This is a genomic window from Yersinia sp. LJYL362 (genome assembly GCF_048323875.1).
Genome location: NZ_JBLWEX010000282.1, coordinates 16,064 through 32,817, shown reverse-complemented (window position 1 = coordinate 32,817; position 16,754 = coordinate 16,064). Strand labels below are relative to the sequence as shown.

The following is a 16,754-nucleotide window of genomic DNA, read 5'->3' as shown; positions in this document are numbered from 1 at the left end:
TTTTCTTGTTCTATGCCGGTATGGAGATGAATGCCATCCATGTTAAAGATGTGGATAACCCGAATAGAAACTATCCCATTGCTATTATGTTGTCCGCGGTGGGGACGGTACTTATTTTCGTATTAGGGACTCTGGCAATTGCCTTTATTATTCCACAATCTGAAATTAGCCTGACGCAAAGCCTGCTGGTGGCTTACGATGATATGTTCAAGTGGGCGCATTTGGAATGGTTGGGGCCAGTGGTTGCTTTTGCATTGGCTATTGGCGTGCTGGCGGGGGTGGTGACCTGGGTTGCTGGCCCATCTTCAGGTTTGTTGGTAGTGGCGAAAGCGGGTTATTTGCCACGCTGGTGGCAACATACCAATAAAAATGGCATGGCGACTCATATTCTGCTGCTACAGGCTTTGCTGGTTTCCTTGTTGGCAATACTGTTTGTGGTATTACCTTCGGTGCAGGCGGCGTATCAGATAATGAGTCAGATGACGGTTATCCTGTATCTCATCATGTATATGCTGATGTTCAGTTCGGCTATTTATCTGCGCTACAGTCAGCCGAATCGTCCGCGACCGTATCATATTCCCGGTGGGGCAATCGGCATGTGGATTATTGGTGGCGCGGGGCTTATTGGCTCAATTCTGGCTTTCGTATTCAGCTTTATTCCTCCCAGCCAAATCTCGGTGGGCAGCCCAACAGAATATGTCGGTATTCTGATCGCCACCACACTGTTCTTTGTCATATTGCCATTCTTGATTTATATCGTTCGCAAACCTCACTGGCGTGATGCTAATAGCGATTTCGCTCCCTTTACCTGGCAGGCGGAAAAGGGGCATCCAGGGATTCCGAGTACCTCGGCGATACATACCAATGACGTCACTGCGGCGGCTGTAAAAGCACCAAAAAGCTAACGTCCTTCCTCTTCATACAGGGCGGCTTCGGCCCCCTGCTCAATAATATTTAGTGTTGGAGTCAGTGTTATGACTATTGACCTAGCTCGCTTGAATCACGTTGTTAAGGATAGTTATTCACAATATTCCACCCTCGCCGGAGGGGAGAATGCCAGCTACATTCCTTATCTGGCCAGTGTTCCCAGTCAGCTTGCTGGGTTGGCCATTGTCACGATTGATGGCGATATTATTTCGCAAGGTGATGCTGATTTTCGTTTTGCTTTAGAGTCTATTTCGAAAGTGTGCTCTCTCGCCTTGGCATTAGAAGATATTGGCCCACAGGCCGTACAAGAAAAAATAGGTGCAGATCCCACGGGTTTACCTTTTAACTCGGTCATTGCGTTGGAACTGCATAATGGTAAGCCCTTGTCGCCGTTGGTTAATGCGGGAGCGATGTCGACAGTCAGTGCGATTAAGGCGAGCAGCCGTGAAGAGCGCTGGGCGCGGATTCTGGACATGCAACAGCAACTGGCAGGTGCGCCGATTGCACTTTCGGATGAAGTTAACCATTCAGAACAAACCACTAATTTTCATAATCGCGCCATTGCCTGGCTGCTTTATTCGGCTCAGACCATGTATTGCGACCCGATGGAAGCTTGTGACGTATACACTCGTCAGTGTTCAACATTGCTCAATACTATTGAACTGGCCACGATGGGGGCAACCTTTGCGGCGGCGGGAGTCAACCCTGTGACTAAAAAACAGGTACTGACGGCCAGCAATACGCCCTTTATTTTGGCAGAAATGACCATGGAAGGGATGTATGGCAGCTCTGGAGATTGGGCATACACGGTAGGATTACCGGGTAAAAGCGGTGTCGGTGGCGGAATCTTGGCAGTAGTGCCGGGTGTGATGGGCATTGCAGCATTTTCACCGCCCCTTGACCCGGTAGGCAATAGTGTCCGCGGCCAAAAAATGGTGGCATCAGTGGCGCAACAGTTGGGATATAACCTATATAAAGGTTCGCTTTAATCTCGGTTAGCGGCCCTGCTGTGTGGCAGGGCCAAATCAAACATCGCCACTAGCTTAAATCAATATCTTTATGCCCGAAAAACCACGTCAGAATAAAGCCCGCAGCATATGAGATGAGTAAACCCGCCACGTAAACCAGCATTCCGGCGAAAATCCCTTGGGCTGAAGTCATTAGCGGAATAGACACCAATCCCGATGGGCCAAACACTGTATTCAAGCCAACCGGCAGCCCCAACCAGGCAACCAAACCGATAAGGGGTTCTACGCCGGAATCCCAGATTTTTCCGGCAACAGAAATTATGCCATGCTGAGTAGCTTTATACCGTCAGATCACAATTGGCCATCAGGGGATATATGTCTGTGCAACGTTTTCCGGGTTATCCCCATTTCATGACATAAAGTATTGACTTTTGTCTCTGAACATCCCATTGGTGCCATGCCAGTCGGTCTAGTGTAGGCGAACCTATGATTTGACGGCACTGATAATTTCCCTCATGTCATCATAAAATAGCCAACAAATATTGATATTTTTCATATAGGTTGTGTAGTTGCTCACAGAACAATCCTTAATGTTAATTATCAATTAATATTGTTGTTATTTAATTAATATTGTTATTATTTAATTAAGCCAATGTTCTTATATTGGTGAGTGTAAATATAGTTTTATTGAATTTAAATGAGGAATTAAATTATGAGCTATAGAATCATAAAAAATTTGTTAGTCCCGTTGTTATTTCTGTTTAGCCCCTTAAGTCATGCGGTTGTAGCCGGTGGGATTGTTTCGGTAAAGCATTCATGGCCTGCCGACTCAGAGTTTAATAAATTATCTTTCTTTCAGCAGATAAGTAACGATGGCGGAACAGGCTCCAAATACTACTGGGCAAATCAGTTTCATTTCAAAAATGGAGATGGTGGGTATATTGGTTTACAAAACCGGGGCGATGGAGTTCATGCCTTTAATTACTCTATCTGGAAGGCAAAAGGATGGAAGAGTGGTGTGTGTAGTCACTTCGATCACGAAGGTTCTGGAGTACAATGCCAGATTGTTGTGCCGTGGAAAACTGGGCATCAGTACAAATTAGATGTTTCCAAAAATGGAAATCTGGTTACAGGGGTAGTGACCGATCTGATGGATGGTACAGCTACAACGGTTGGCGTTATCGAAATTCCAGATACATTCGGCAAGCTATACTCATCTTCCGGTTTTGTTGAAGAGTATTCCCAAGGGAATGGTCAGCTTTCTTCCTGTTATGTGATGGGTGCTCAAAGCTCAATCTTTCTGAACCCAATAGGCGATGACAAAACAAAGGCAGGGCAGAGTTCCTATACCTATGGAAATTGCAATGATCCTTATGTGGTAAAAGCTGCATGTAATGGTGATGCATGCATCAATACCATAAGCAATCTTCGTGCGATGGCCTCCCCAAATGCTCCTATAGTATCGATTGTCAACAATAACGACTTGACCGCAGAGACCATATCTAACGCTTTGAACCAAGTCGACTTGGTAGCTATTCGCTCTCGGGATGGTAATTGGGCACCAAATATCTATTTCCCGGAGCCTAACAATCTAAAATGGAAATCAATATTTGTGGACCATCGTGCTGGTTACAGTTCATCAGTTCATGTAAATGGTTCTATTACGAAGTTAAACAAGGGCCAACACATAATGTATATGTCTGATGGTAGCAGCTGGAAAGTTATTAACCCTACCTAAGATTGTTTCCCCTTAATACTGCCAACGCTTCTGTTTCAAACAGTAAGGTTGGTGGTATTATTCTCACTACATGCATAAAATATGTAATCCCCGTTACTAAAAAACTATCCAGTACCATTAAATCCAGATTTAACAAAGCCAATTGTAAACGATCTGCGCACCGTCAATGTAACTGCGCACCATAATGACGCACGCGGCTTCGAACTCTCCAGAACTGATATAGATAAATTTTTTGGAATTTTAGTTAATACAGGCAGCGTCACAACAAGCAGAATTACTTCAGCAGTAAACCTAATCTTTAAAGCCATTGACGGTTCAGTGTGGATAAATATGCTATCCATTCGCGATCACTGGCTGTTATCAGGTGGTAGAAGTCAATAATCAGATCCGGCCAAGCAATTTTGCCCCATCTGGACGCAATTCCCCATTAGGGGAAACATGTCTGTACAGAGTCTGCCGAGTGATGCCGAGCTCCTGGCATAACGTACTGACTTTTGTCTCCGGCCGTCCCATTGATGCTATTGCTAATCGCAATTTTATTGGCGTCATTTTGTAAGGCCGTCCGCCGCTCCTCCCGCGGGCTCTTGCTGAGGCTAGGCCTACAGTCGTTCGCTCGGCAATTAGTTCGCGCTCAAACTCGGCCAGTGCGGCAAAGATCCCAAAAACAAGCTTGCCGGCAGCTGTCGTGGTATCGATAGTTGCACCGTGACCGGTCAATATTTTCAGGCCTATCCCTCGTCCGGTCAGGTCATGCACCGTATTAATTAGATGACGAAGGTCACGACCTAGTCGATCCAGTTTCCATACGATAAGTGTGTCATCTGGTCGTAGGGCTTTCAGACAGGCAATAAGTCCAGGGCGTTCATCATCGACGTGTTCGCCGGTGCCATCGTGGGCTGGCGGGTGTCATCATCGATGGAAACCACGTTCGTGCTGGATGCGCTGGAGCAGGCGCTGTGGGCCCGTAGACCATCCATCACTCGGATAAGGGCTCGCAGTATGTCTCACTGGCGTACACACAACGACTGCAGGAGGCCGAACTTCTGGCGTCAACGGGCTGCACAGGTGACACTTATGATAATGCCATGGCCGAAAGCATCAACGGTCTTTACAAAGCGGAGGTGATACACCGGCAGAACTGGAAAAACCGCTCAGAGGTTGAGCAGGCGACGCTGACGTGGGTGGACTGGTACAACAATCGCAGGTTACTGGAACGTCTTGGTCACATCCCGCCAATAGAGGTTGAAAAAGCGTATTATGCATCCATCGGGAACGGAGCTATGGCAGCCTGAGTTCCCGGACTAAAAAACCTCCCACAAAACCGGTGCGGTTCAGTTCATTGTGTCACCTGTTTTGACGATGAGGTGATGATATCACCTCTATTCAGGTGGCCAAATTTAGTGTGCCACTACAGCTACGTTCCTACGCTGATGCGACAGAACCCCACATTAAGTGGGGTTCTAATCCACCTGAGATATTGTGTATTTACTTATTTTTTGTCGCTGTTAGCTATATTTTGGGCAGCTTATCAAACATGCTTTTCATCTCTTCTGGGAAACCATTGGAGAGGGTATTGCGCAGGTCATTCATCGCTGTCTCAAAATCTTTCGGACGTTCTCCGCTCTGCATTTTTTGATGTGCATCGACATTATCCTGTACTCCAGCTAATACCTTATTCATATCATTCATCATGGTCTGACAGGATTGATTAACGGACTGCATAATTGTGCGTGCCGAATCGGCCCCTGACATTTCCATATTTTGCATACCCTTTATAAAGGGTTTTTGCAAATCAGATTGAGATTGCTGACCAAGATCAGCTGATGATTTCAATACATTTTGCATATTTTTAGGATCAAGCATGTGTATTTCCTTATTTTGCGGTTAGAGATTTTTAGGGCATGAGAACTGGGTCAATGCTTTTGACCACAGGGGGTAATCTTTCATGGTGGAACTCAGTTCAACGTTGAAAAAACCGCTGACATTATTCATTGCCATCGTCAGTTCACGGCTATTTGGTCCCAATGGCATTACGTTACTGGCGTCATACATGCGGAAAATAGCCCACGGGCCATTGAAATTGACCGTTTCCACGCTGCCATCACGGGTTTTGAATGTCAGACGGATGTAGACTCCCCCCTTCGGCCCCGGCCATTCAAACCGCATTGGCTGGCTAGCGCCGTGGCTGTAGGTCAGTATCTGACCATCGACATCAAGGACTGCCTCCAAAATTGATGGCGATAATGAAATTGGCCTTATAATCATAGATATAGCCATCTTATCGGAGGTGTCAAAGAAGGTGTCACGGATCCGGGCTGAGTTCTCAAACGCTCGTAATGTTTTTTCTGTCACTACCCCATCACTGTCTGGTTTAACCTTCCAACGGCTGCCATTAGTATCGATATAAGGTGCGAGATTCTGATCGAAGAAATTTTGCATCGCACCGGTACGGCCAAACATCCGATTGAAATCGCCAATACCTATTTCTTCTTTCGACGAGCGATTGAAGGGATAGCGGCCACTAACCGTGGTGTTACATAAATCTGAAGCTATTGAAGAAACACCTTTACTGAGGTTGGACTTACTCTGCTGCAAGCTTTGTGTTTGACCTACCGCCAACAGATCCATCATAACGCTGCGTATCGGCTCTGGCTGACGGGCCATATCGATTTGTAAACGATTAAACTCGTTGTTTTGTGGCAGGATCTGCCCTGCTCGTAGCGAAGTAGAAAGCGTGACCAACTGGTTATAAATTTGCTCAAAAGTTTTGGCCAGTGGATCTGAATTGCTGGTAGAGGTACTTTGTAAAGCAAGACCCAAGCGTCTTAACATCTCAAAGCGATCCTCTACCGCCTTTTCCGGAGTCAAACGAAAACGTGAACGCTCACCCGATATTTCGTCACTAATGCTACGGTGAGCATTAGTGATTTTATTGCGTTGAGTATCAAACCAACCTGATGAGATGCCTCCTTTGGTTGAGCTTTCAATGCCCAAGGTTGTTTCACGTGACGCGAAACGCACCAGATTGGCCAAAGGAGATGATGGGTCTGAGAACTGCCGGGCCAACAAGGCGGCATCATCAAGTCCATTGATCGGGCGAACCCGTATATCCTTAAGGAAAGCATCCCATTGGTTGGCATATTCCATCAGGTAATACTTACGGGCTTCGCCAGACAATTTTTGGGCCGCAGTAAGTAAACTCATTTTACTGACCGATGATTTACCGTCACTCAGTACCCATTTTTCCTCATTGATCATCATTTCTGATGCTGCCTGAAGTTGTGAATTAACCACATCGTGATAGCTGGCCCGAGTATAAAACGCCGGGATCGCTATATCTGTCACTGTCTTGGGGCTTTTACGCCTTAGCATAAGTGTGACACTGGATCCGGCTGCATCGACCAAGGAGATATTCTCAATCCGCGGTGGTAGCGGTGCGTCCTCAATACGATTAATAACCCGAATATGTATTGGGGTTTTCATAGCTTTAATACGAGACTCCCGGATCAATTCGTCATTCAGCTTGGCGGCTGGCGCCGCTGTAGATGAGCCATTGAACAACTCACTCAAATGGTAACTGAACAGTTTCCGATCATCTAATGTATAGCCCTGCGGGGCAAAACCTTCCCAACGAACCATAAACCATTGCACCAGAGCCTCCGGTGAGCGGTTATCAGGCTGTCCGAGCATCAGGTAGATTTTTAAGGTGTCATAGCTATCAACATCAAAAGACTGGGTATCTTTTTTAAGCTCGTTAGCCACGTAATTCTCGACAGCAGGCCAGAACACTTTATTCAGGTGGCGGTGATAAGTTTCGAACATCGCCTGATTAAGTAAACGATGTTCAAAATAAGGCGTTAATAACGGAGGAGAGCTTTCCAGATAATGTGTGTTGATATATCCCAACTGTTCGTAAGCTGCGACTAAATTATCGTTAACTTGGTTGGTAAGCGGAATATCGCGCACGATACGGCGAGTTTCATCAAAACGGGCGGTTGCGTAGCCAATATAGTCATATTCCCAAAAATAACGCATCGCTAATAACAGCAATATGATACCGAGCGCTAAAGTTACACCAGCATATTTACCAAAGGCTAGCAGTCTATTGCGCAAAGGCATCGGCCCTGTTCTGTGTAAGACTCCTCGCTCGCTAATTGCCTGACTCAGCGCCGGAAAATACATGGAGCCTGCTGGCCGATCTTCTGCCATATTAGTTGATGACGGGTAATACAAAGCCTCCCATGAGGTTAGATTATGGGTGCTACCGAACCAACATTGGCGCAAGCAACCGCTATAACCAATAGGTGTTGCTGGGAATATTTGTTCAAATAAGCCAAATAGCGGTTTTTGTATTGCCCCGAGACTTTCGGTAAACAGTAGCAACTGATGACATATTTCCATATTGGGTGAGTCATGCATGATTTTCAACACATAGCGGCTGATGCCGGACAGGAACTCACGGTAACGTTGCGCGTCAGCGACTAAATCATTCTGCCCCAGCTCGTTATGGGCCATGCTGATCCCAAGTCCTTCAGCCAGGAGGTCGTCGCTCATCAAGGAGAGGAAGGTTTCACCACCCGGTAACTTATCGATATTGTTGAGCAACATATACACTGCAATATCAGCTTGAAAGGTTGAGGTGACCTCCTGCACTCGCAGGCGCAATGTATCAGCCAGTGACTTACGCTCCGTCAGTGACGCTTGTAGTAATATGTCAACATCAAGGCAAAGAATAATCCCATCAATCCCTGGATAGTGGCGATGTTTGCGGATCATCGAAAACAGTTTTTGCCGAGCAGTACCCGCCTCCTCACTCTGACCATGCAGTAAAATCCACTCCCCCGCCGTATCGATATAAACCGCTCGATCAGTTAGCCACCAATTACAATCCTGGGTAGGACCAATATTGGTGGTCTGTGCCAGACCATACTGTTCCGACAGGAGGAATTTTTCACCGCTCTCATAAATGATCGACGTTTTACCACATCCCTGTGGCCCCATTACCAAAAACCAGGGTTTAGCATCAATATATTGGCGTTTACGCTGTTGCCGCCAACGCTGCCAGCGGGTCTTATAATTGGATAAATCAGCATGTTTTAGTGTCAGCATCGCATCATAAAAACGTGCAGATACACGATCAAGCTGAACCATTTTTTTCTTACGTCGAGGTATTGGTGTGCGGGCATAACGGAATATCCAACCAAAGAAAATGGCGACAAATGGCCACAATGCCCAGCATAAGGTCAGAGCAATAATTATCTGACGAACCCAAACCCCTCCCAGAGGAAAATAGAGGCCAATCGCAATGAGCGGGCCAACCCACCACACGACGTAGCAAAATAACAGCGCAATCAGTAAAATCAGCAGTCTGCGTATCATAACAATTCCTATTGTTGGGTATCTGTTCCCTGAGTTTCTGTACGAGGTGTTTCGAGGTATTCCTGCATCGCCTCATCAGCATCACGCTGACCAATCTTCCATAAGATATCGACACGACGGTTGCGACGGCGGCCTTCTTCCGTTGCATTGTCGGCCAGAGGCTCACTTTCACCTCGTCCGATAGCACTGATTTTACGCTGATGGGTTTCGTTAATTTGCGTAGATTCCCGTAGTTTTTCAGCTACGACGTTAGCCCTAGAGGCGGATAGCTTGAGGTTATTGTTGCCAGATGTATTGCGGAACGGTTTGTTATCCGTATGACCAATGACCTCCATATCCCCAGGCCATGGAGCCAATGCTTTTCCAAGGCGCTCAATATTTTGTTTGTTGATAAACTCTTCAGAAAGTGTTGCTTCCCCCGTGCGAAACGCTCCGTCGGAGGTGAATATCAACAACCATCCGCGCGGATCCTTGCGCACCTCCAGCCAACCTTCATTCAGGATGTTGGACAATGGATTCGGCAAGGTTTCCATGATGTTTATTTTACGGGGTTCAGGCAGCACCCACGTCAAAATATTGCTGCGAATTTGCTGAGATTGTTGATGTAAATACCACGCGGTAACACCATAAGCACACAAACAGAATGCGAAACCATAAATGAATATTTTTCGCGCTTTAATATATTGGCGACGTGGAGAACCTTGGATCGCCTGCGCAATGGCCAAGGATTGGGTGTTTTCCTGACCATAAAGTTGTGTATGGAGTCGGTTGCGTAAATCCATCAGCAACACCGAACCATGTTCTAACATCTGGTATTTACCTTCAAAACCCAGGCAGATAATCAAATCATAGAGTTCCAACACTTCCCGGTACTCTTTTGGGGAGTTCATATAGGCACGTAAATGCTCGAAGCAGTCCTCGCCCCCCCAGGCATCACGGTGAAATTCAACCAACAAGCTCTGGTTGTAGGATTCTGATGTCTGAAGCCCGTTGAAAATGCCATCGATATAAGTACAAAGGAGGTAAGATAGATGGCTCACATCCTCCTGTGGGCAGTTCTTCTTTTGTAGGTTCTGCTGGAATAATTGCAATTCTCGGACAACCGACAGCCTGACTTCGGCTGCGACACGATTCGGCCAACGGCGAATGTTCTCTACCAAGAGTAATAAGGGCATTGCTGCTGCAATAAAAGGGTTATCCCAAAGCCCTTGCAGTACCCTAGGGCGTTCATAGATCCCCCGAGAATGACCCGGAGATATTCGCGCTATTTGTACCGAATGAGTGTCATCAACAGGTATTAATGGCTGATTTACCGCAAGTACACTCTCATTTGCCGGATGAGCCAATGTATCGACCACCGTCTTTTCCTGCTGTTCTGCCGAGGATGCATCTGATTGGCGACTCTCTTTTGGGATAATGCCGCCCAAAGAGGCGACTGAGCTTTTGGCTTGCCACAAGGGATTGGTTAATGACTGTTCCGCATGTTTGGCGCCATTACGTGCTGCGGAAATGGCTTCACGGATTTGGCGTTCGAAATCGTTCATCCGAGTCTTCCTTGCCTTAGTCCCCAAACTTCAAAATGCAGTTCAGGGAAATCACCCACGATGCTGAGTGCAATAGCTGAACCTGACATCATTTCCTTATAGATAGGATCAGTATGATCGACTTCGAAATAGACACTGTTTGGGTAATAAGGGATATACCTAGGGGGGGAGGGCATTGGGATCATCCTCGCTCCCGGTAATTGTAAATCGATCAGTTGTACAATTTTCTCCACTGGGCCAAGTTTGGTTTGAGTCGGGAAGTACGAACGAATAGTTTCGGCTGGCAGTTTTGAGCTGACAGTAAAAATCAGTTTTTCCAGACGCAGTTGTGCATCGTTCTGACACAGGTAAATATGGTCACCGCGTTCGACAAACTGCAAGGCAACCGCCGGTGCTTCAATTACCAGTGAAAGTGCGCGGCGTAAAGCAGCGAACAGGGCAAAATATCCTTTATGCGGCTCATGATGTGCATAGAGTAAATCCTGCCTTGCCCAGGGTTTATCCCCACCTGGAATCGTACTCAATTGCCCGAGCAGTCCCAGTAACAATTGAAAAAGCTGTTCAGGATGTACCTGTTTTTGCATCAGAATATGCGATAGTTTGAGGTTGTACTCACTGAGTGTTTGCAGTAATAACAGTTCCAATAACTCGGATAAACCACCAATCGAAAGGGGTATATCAGGTCGATAAACCGCCTCAAGTCTTTGAACGATTAAACCTAATAACTCGGTTACCGCATTTTCTAACCAACCGATAGCGCGAAAATCCAACATCGGCGGCAAAAAATTATCATCCAAAATCAAACGCCCATCACGGGTACGTTCTTTGATATAAGCAATCGGCAGCAGTGATTCTGCATCACTGATACTGTCACGCAAATTTAGCCTGGACTGTAATTGTCCCAACTGAAGTATCGCGATCAATGGTGTTCCTTCTGCCGCAATACCATGATTGCGATCTTTCACTTCAGCATCCGTAGCAATGAAACGGCTACCGTGTCGGCTCTGTGTTAGATCAATATAGGTATTGCCTGGAATATCCATCAAGATCGAGAGACACACGACACTCCCCTGACAATTTTCCCCTGGGTCAAAGGGCAGGGGTAATAATTCGCTCTCACCCATGTTAAAAGGTGTGCCATCAGGAAAAATACCACTCGCATGATTGAGGGCGATTTTGCCCTGATCTAGCAAGCCCTGATTAATGCCTAATTTGTGGAACCCCCATGCCAGCGCACTCAGACTACGCGCCCGCATTTCCGTAAGGTGTTCTAAATAACGTTCCTGTTGTTGAAAATGCTGAGGTTCCATCAACATCCCTTCCACCCAAGCAACACGTTGTTTTGGCAGCATATTATTTGTCCTTTAAAACTTTTTGCTCAGTTATGGCTTCTAATGATAGGTTCTTGCCATCAACGAAAATCACTCGGCTGAAATCATCACGGGCATCAGACTTGAACGTTAAAAAGCCTTTACCGTTACTCATGTCCTGAAACTCAGCAGCGATGGCCCACCAACGTTCTTGTTCAAAAGGAACCTCTCGGAGATATCGACGTTCCTCTAATGGTGTAAGCATGTATTCCGTCACACTGACAACCTCTGCGCCAGTATTGATGCCGCTGCAAAGCGTCCCTTGGTATAAACCAGAGGGCGACCACCCCTCGCTATTCAGCTCAACAATACATAATTTCAAAGGCTGCGCTTGCCCGTTGGCCCCTGGATTGATATGGGGGGTAGTGACAACCCGCAGCTCAATTCGGCGTTGCTGTGGCGGTATTTCCGGCGCTGAAGAAAACCAGCTACAGCCACTTAGCAGTGCGCTACCCAGCAGAATCAGCCAGGGAAAAAGCCTGAATATGCTACGCATTGATAAAATACTTGGTCTGACTAGGCGCAATTTGCGTCGAAGACGCATTGTTGTTGTTGGTCATACTCATATCTCCTAAACGTGTTGCTGGACTTCCCTGAATAAAGTACTTACCCGACCCTTGCATCGGGTCCATCTTGGCTGAATGTGTTCCAGAAGCTGCCCCGGTAATCCCGCCGGTATCTATCGTGGACGTACGGATAGTGTTGAGATTTTGTTCATTCCCTCCACAACAAAAGTAATTACTAACATTAGGAATACCATTGGCATTTGGCGCGATATTCGGTGCAGAGATCGGGACCATAGGGTCACAACCGGTAAAACTGATCCCACCTGCGCGGGTATTGGCTGCTGTCATCGTGATTACCCCATGTGAACCTGTCCGCCGTCGATTTTGAGTACGGAGGAGGCATTTAATGATCCAATCCGGCTATTAATAATTAAGCTTTGATCAGCCTGTTGATTAATGTGACGAGCATGGGTCATGTCGGTATTCTCCACTTCTTTGCTCGCCTGCTTCGCTCTGACAAATAGCGAGTCAGCCACCTGATGCATGGTTTTCGCCACCCACAACGAGGTACGGGCCATCAATGAGAAATGTCTTGTATGGATCTCAACTCTCTCTGGGCTATGAATTTCCAGTGAGGTCGTAACAAGGTGCAAAGGAATATCACCACTGTTCATGACCAATGGAGAGTCAGGGATCGCGCGATATAAAATTGCGGTTATGTAAATCTTCTGCCGTTCGATAATCGCACTGACCTGATCGCCAATTTCTGGTAGGAATAGGCAACTGGCCGCAGTGGTTGCGGGCAATGTTTCATATCCGTGCAATAACACGCTGCTGTTATCTGTGCTGGAAACCTCGGCAGTAATTATTTTCGGCTGATCTGCTCCCATCACTAAGGCTTTGTTCGATGAATCGACTTGATGGTCAGGTACATCGCTTTGAAATTTCAGTAAAGTGGCTAATTTAGACATAACGGCTAGCTCCTGAAGGTATAGAGGGAAATTGGGCGGTATCTGTTGGGCCTGGCTTATGACGGCTGTACCAGTTATCAATCTGAGTCAGTAAGGGTTCTGGCATTTGCAAAGGCGCGTCCAACAGCGGTATTTGTGCACCGTGAAGGCGTGTTCTATTGAGTTGACTGGCCTGTAATGACGAAGCATTCAGCACACAACTGCGCATATCAACCTGAGTCAAATTGGTTTGAGTCAGTTGACATCGCGTTAAGTTCGCTCGTAACAAAGAGGCTTTGTGCAATTGGGCCGCTTCAAAGTTGCAGTCACTCAATGTAGCATCCGCAAACTGGGCCGCTGTGAGTTGTGCCATGCTAAAATCGCAGCCGTCTATCTGCGATTCATTGAACAGTGCTGCCGTAAGATTGGCATTATTTAGCCAGCACTGTGTTAGCTGGGTTTTGTGGAAATTACTGTTTGCCAGCGGCTGATATCGGAAATCAACCTGTTCAAGTTGACACTGGCTCCATACCAAAATGTCACTACGTATCGACTGATATTTGCAGTCTTTCAAAATACAACTGCCCATCACTTGCCGGATAAGCTCACAATCTTTCCATACGGACTGCTGAATAACACATCCATGCAAGTTCGCATCTTGCATTTTACTGTTGCTCATCGTCAGGTTGTTTATTGGAGTATCTTGTGCTGTCCAATAATGCAATTGAATATCTTGCAAATGGGCTCCATCGAGCAGGCAACAGGCCAACAACCAGCGCTCAACTAAACAATCGGTGAGATAGCATCCCTGCCATTGTCCCTCAATAAATGAGACATTGATTAATGATGCCCCCTGCGCTGAAATGTCATCGAATGTACAGTAACGGGATGTACAATTTTCCACCCGGCCACGATCCAGGCGCAGGCGGGTAAAATGACAATGTTCGAAATGAATATTGTGTAGGGATACATCGGTCAACGTAATATCTGTGAAGGTGCATTGTATAAATTGCACCTCAGACAGTGTTAACCGCTGCAGTTGACGTTGTGTAAAATACCGCCCCGTAATCTGACGCGGAATGCCAGGAGGCATAATCGGGCTATCGGGAAATACCATTTTCTGTTCCTTTGAAACCTATTATTTATGCCGGGACACTGTAGCGACGAGGTATCCAGTGCGTTTTTTCTGTCAGACACTGTTCAAAACGGGTAGTCAGGTTTTGGCTGGTCATTGCCAGGTTGGCGCCCGCCAGATTGCAACGTAAGAAGCTGGTATCCCGCAGGTCAGCGTTGTAAAACAGACTTTGCTGCAAGCTGGTGTTCTGCCAGTGGCTGTGTATTAATTTCGCGTCTTTTAGCCGCACCGCTGACATATCACAATTCATCAGCGTCGCCTGTGAGAAATCCGCTTTATCGCAGCAACTTTCCAACATCGAACAATGAATAAAGGAACTGGAGTGCAAGTTCACCTTAAAGAAACCCATTTTATTCAGGCTACAGTGTTCAAAATGCCCCTCGGAAAAGTTGGTATTCAGGCCGGTACTCACGCTATTGAGATAACAATGGCTAAAGCGCGTACCAGTCCAATTACTGCTAATGAATGAGCTTTTTTCTATCGTGCTATCAGTGAACAGGGCCTCGGCACCACCACCTTTTTCGAATACACACGATATGATGATGACCTGATTAAATTTCGCTTGATCACAGGGGGTTTCAGAAAGCAGACAACTTTTCAGCGTACATCGGTCAAACTGGCCAAAGCTAAAATCACTTTGATTGATCAAACAGTGTTCAAAAAGGCTGTCGACAAAATGACAGTGTGGAAACTGAGCGTGTTCAAGCGTGATTTTTTCCCATTGGCAATGGGCGAAGTTCGCTTTCTGCCATTTCGTTTGTTTGAATAAACAGCTTGTGAAATGCACTTTTTCCCAGTGTGAATCGTCAAAGTTTCCTTGGGTAAACTGGCACTGTGTAAAGGTGCAATTATTAAAAACGGCCTTATCGAACTGGCATTGATTAAAAATGCAATAGTGGAATTCCTTATTGTCCAGCCTCATCCCTGATAACTCGGTGCCGGAAAAAGAGAGATTGGTTGCCGTCTTCTCTCCGCTTGCCAACCATTGAGTGCCAAGCTTGTCATTACCTACTAGCGGGATATCTAAATCGCCTAAAGCATCATATTCCTCACGCTTTAGGCGTTCCTGTTGTTCAATGGCATCCTGAATATCCTGATAGAAACGCTCAGTATCGACCTTCGGCATGGCGACAGCGCTATAGCGTAATGAGTCAGGATGGTCAGCCATATCGCGGATAACGTTCAACGACATGCCTGGTGGCATCAAATCGGCATCTTTGAGGAATGCGAAACTCGGTGCATCTACTGAAGTACGGTTGGTATACACTTGGTGGTAATGTTCCGCGCATCGCAACCTCTCTGAGTGATCCATACCTACCAGTAAGGTTTCGACTGGCTCATCAAAAAGATGGGTCAGTGGCAGACTGCCGGTAAACACCATCAGGCCAATGTCATCATCCGGTAGCAACCACAATGTTTTACGCTGTAATATCAATTCACTAGGGGATTGCGTGGTGTTATCCCAAATAAAGGCTCTGGCACTGATAGACGGAAATACCCCCGAGATAACCTCATTGTTTGGCCGGAATCCTGTGAGTTTGAAAGGCACATTGTCTGGCCATGCCGCTTTTTTCAGCCATTGATCTGGTGGTGCCATCTGGAAATAACGACGATTAATATTTGGAGGTAATCCGGGATAAAATGTCTCCAGATATTTGGGGTCAGTCATGCTTGATGCGACATCATCAAGATGTGCTTTGCGTAACTGAAAGCCATAAGGAACAGGGGTCGATGCCGCTAACGGTGAGCGAACCGTAGTGGAACCATCAAGCCCAATCGACATCACTGTCGGTTTACGTGCATCGTCATAACCACGCCCCAAGGGATTTTCTTTGCAGCCTTTCCCCCCCCAGCTCTGGGTATGATCCATTGGGATACGTAAGAAAGGTTTGATGCCAATCCCTGTTTTGCCGCCTTCCCCTTCAATACACCAGCGGCGGGTCATTGAGCCAACCTCCACCTCGGGATACAGTGATGTCACTTCTTCACCAATACCGGCGTGACCTGCCAGCAAAAATTCGGCAAAAGGCTTTGGCTCAGCACTGTCGAGCATTTGCAGCGAAAGCGGGGCCGCTTTCCATGCTTGCCAAATTTGGGGTTCAGTGATCAGATGCTCTGGTTTAGACAGATAGCAACCCGCAATAACACTGACCCCCATATGGCTGTCATGACCTATCTGATAATTGTTTTTCAGCACCACGAGCTGTTGTGGACGAATAATACGCATAATTCTTCCT

At 46.6% G+C, this 16,754-nt stretch carries 12 protein-coding genes and 3 pseudogenes; 4 read left to right on the top strand and 11 right to left on the bottom strand.

Going from position 1 to position 16,754, the window contains the following annotated elements:
* Both ACNSO8_RS18675 and glsA read left to right on the top strand, forming a co-directional pair.
* Positions 1 to 905: amino acid permease (locus ACNSO8_RS18675; protein ID WP_418395511.1), on the top strand; the 905-nt coding region annotated here is incomplete at its 5' end.
* 69 nt (positions 906 to 974) lie between these two features.
* Complete coding sequence (gene glsA, locus ACNSO8_RS18670; RefSeq protein WP_418395510.1) at positions 975 to 1,916, top strand: glutaminase A; 942 nt, start codon at positions 975 to 977, stop codon at positions 1,914 to 1,916.
* Positions 1,917 to 1,965: 49 nt separating this feature from the next.
* On the opposite strand, the pseudogene murP reads toward glsA, so the two are convergent.
* A pseudogene (gene murP / locus ACNSO8_RS18665) lies at positions 1,966 to 2,169 on the bottom strand (PTS N-acetylmuramic acid transporter subunit IIBC); the annotation flags it as partial.
* A 438-nt stretch (positions 2,170 to 2,607) separates the two neighbouring features.
* On the opposite strand from murP, the gene ACNSO8_RS18660 reads away from it, so the two are divergent.
* Positions 2,608 to 3,633: a DUF3472 domain-containing protein gene (locus ACNSO8_RS18660; protein ID WP_418395509.1), complete on the top strand. Its 1,026-nt coding sequence runs from the start codon at positions 2,608 to 2,610 to the stop codon at positions 3,631 to 3,633.
* A gap of 381 nt (positions 3,634 to 4,014) precedes the next feature.
* On the opposite strand, the pseudogene ACNSO8_RS18655 reads toward ACNSO8_RS18660, so the two are convergent.
* Positions 4,015 to 4,500 (bottom strand): annotated as a pseudogene (locus ACNSO8_RS18655) (recombinase family protein); the annotation flags it as partial.
* On the opposite strand from ACNSO8_RS18655, the pseudogene ACNSO8_RS18650 reads away from it, so the two are divergent.
* Positions 4,492 to 4,925, top strand: a pseudogene (locus tag ACNSO8_RS18650) (DDE-type integrase/transposase/recombinase); the annotation flags it as partial. The pseudogenes ACNSO8_RS18655 and ACNSO8_RS18650 sit on opposite strands and share 9 nt — an antisense overlap.
* 217 nt (positions 4,926 to 5,142) lie before the next feature.
* Here the strand turns inward: ACNSO8_RS18650 and ACNSO8_RS18645 are convergent.
* From ACNSO8_RS18645 to ACNSO8_RS18605, 9 genes are read right to left on the bottom strand one after another with little or no spacing between them, the layout of a single operon-like run.
* The gene (locus tag ACNSO8_RS18645) at positions 5,143 to 5,496 is read right to left on the bottom strand and encodes a DUF6277 family protein (RefSeq protein ID WP_418395508.1); all 354 of its coding nucleotides are present in this window, start codon (positions 5,494 to 5,496) and stop codon (positions 5,143 to 5,145) included.
* A 21-nt stretch (positions 5,497 to 5,517) separates the two neighbouring features.
* The gene (gene tssM, locus ACNSO8_RS18640; RefSeq protein ID WP_418395507.1) at positions 5,518 to 9,012 is read right to left on the bottom strand and encodes a type VI secretion system membrane subunit TssM; all 3,495 of its coding nucleotides are present in this window, start codon (positions 9,010 to 9,012) and stop codon (positions 5,518 to 5,520) included.
* A gap of 8 nt (positions 9,013 to 9,020) precedes the next feature.
* Positions 9,021 to 10,556, bottom strand: coding sequence for a type IVB secretion system protein IcmH/DotU (gene icmH, locus ACNSO8_RS18635; RefSeq protein WP_418395506.1), 1,536 nt, complete (start codon positions 10,554 to 10,556; stop codon positions 9,021 to 9,023).
* Complete coding sequence (gene tssK / locus ACNSO8_RS18630) at positions 10,553 to 11,908, bottom strand: type VI secretion system baseplate subunit TssK (RefSeq protein ID WP_418395505.1); 1,356 nt, start codon at positions 11,906 to 11,908, stop codon at positions 10,553 to 10,555. The genes icmH and tssK overlap by 4 nt, the downstream gene beginning before the upstream one ends.
* 1 nt (position 11,909) lies before the next feature.
* Entirely contained in the window at positions 11,910 to 12,422 is a 513-nt protein-coding gene (tssJ, locus tag ACNSO8_RS18625) for a type VI secretion system lipoprotein TssJ (RefSeq protein ID WP_418395504.1), read from the bottom strand.
* Entirely contained in the window at positions 12,415 to 12,780 is a 366-nt protein-coding gene (locus ACNSO8_RS18620) for a PAAR-like domain-containing protein (protein WP_418395503.1), read from the bottom strand. The genes tssJ and ACNSO8_RS18620 overlap by 8 nt, the downstream gene beginning before the upstream one ends.
* Before the next feature lie 5 nt (positions 12,781 to 12,785).
* On the bottom strand, positions 12,786 to 13,403 hold the full coding sequence (locus tag ACNSO8_RS18615) for a DUF3540 domain-containing protein (protein WP_418395502.1): 618 nt from the start codon (positions 13,401 to 13,403) through the stop codon (positions 12,786 to 12,788).
* Positions 13,396 to 14,499, bottom strand: a complete 1,104-nt coding sequence (locus ACNSO8_RS18610; RefSeq protein WP_418395501.1) for a pentapeptide repeat-containing protein — start codon at positions 14,497 to 14,499, stop codon at positions 13,396 to 13,398. The genes ACNSO8_RS18615 and ACNSO8_RS18610 overlap by 8 nt, the downstream gene beginning before the upstream one ends.
* A 25-nt stretch (positions 14,500 to 14,524) precedes the next feature.
* Positions 14,525 to 16,744 carry a DUF2169 domain-containing protein gene (locus ACNSO8_RS18605; RefSeq protein WP_418395500.1) on the bottom strand — a complete coding sequence of 740 codons (2,220 nt, stop codon included), beginning with the start codon at positions 16,742 to 16,744 and terminating at the stop codon, positions 14,525 to 14,527.
* Positions 16,745 to 16,754 lie beyond the last annotated feature (10 nt).